Origin of the sequence: Acetobacter senegalensis (genome assembly GCF_001580995.1) — a bacterium.
Taxonomy (GTDB): Bacteria; Pseudomonadota; Alphaproteobacteria; order Acetobacterales; family Acetobacteraceae; genus Acetobacter; species Acetobacter senegalensis.
In genome coordinates this window covers 1-1,037 of sequence record NZ_LHZU01000024.1, presented here as the reverse complement: position 1 = coordinate 1,037, position 1,037 = coordinate 1, and the positions used below count along the sequence as shown (strand labels likewise).

The 1,037-nt window shown below is 59.0% G+C and carries 1 protein-coding gene; it reads left to right on the top strand.

The genetic code is table 11. The annotated features are described in order from the left end of the window. On the top strand, positions 1–792 hold a 792-nt coding region (locus AD948_RS18290; protein ID WP_061470217.1), incomplete at its 5' end, for a M14 family metallopeptidase. Positions 793–1,037 lie beyond the last annotated feature (245 nt).

Sequence of the window (1,037 nt, the reverse complement as noted above, 5' to 3'; positions counted from 1 at the left end):
CTGGCCGATCTGCTCACCCGGAACATCCGCCCCCACCGTGGACGACTCAGCCTGATTTTTCTGAATCTGGCGGCCTTTGCCCGGTTCGACCCCAAAAAACCCACCCTCTCCCGCTTTGTTGAAGAGGACATGAACCGCCTGTGGTGTGCTGATCTTGTGCATTCCTCCCACACATCGGTGGAAATGGAGCGCGTGCGCGAGATTATTCCGATCATGGAAACAGTGGATGCCCTGCTGGACCTCCACTCCATGCTCTGGCCCTCTCCCCCCGCCTATCTGTGCGGCCTGACGGAGAAAAGCCATGCGCTGGCCTGTGCTCTTTCCGCAGCACACCCCAAACCGCCGCTGGTGGTGCAGGATGGCGGGCATGAGGATGGCCCCCGACTGATTGATTATGAACGCTTTGCCTCCAACCGCACTGGGGCAACCGCCTGCCTGCTGGAAGCTGGCCAGCACTGGCGGCCGGAAAGTGTTACCACTGCGCACATAGCCACACAGCTTTTTCTGGAACAGATGGGCCTTCTATCCCCCCAGCCCCTCTGCGCCACGCCAGCAGGCCCGGCACGCTGTGCGGTTGTCACACATACCGTGCTGGCGCACAGCAGCCGTTTTGTTTTCACCCGTGCCTTCCGCAGCGGTGATGTTGTCAAAAAAGCCGGTAGCCTCGTAGCCTTTGACGGGCAGGACGAAATCAGAACCCCTTACAGCAACTGCCTGCTGGTGCTGCCCAATTTGCGCCCCATGCGCGGCCATACTGCTGTCAGACTGGCCCGACTTGTAGATTCCGCCTGAACAGCCCAACACTTTTACAAATTCTTTCCGCCATCTTCCGCCCCTCTCGCAGCAGGCTGATGAGAGGGACGATCTTGCAGAGTGCGTTTTTCAGCCCTGAGGCGGCTTTTTGACCGTGCGGGCCAGTTCCGCCAGCGCCGTGATCTGCGTTACCAGAAAATCCCGCGTTTTCTGGTCCGTCAATTCAAGACGGTCAGTATCAAACTTTCCTGTGGCCTGCCCTATCATCACTTCAGGCCGGTTCA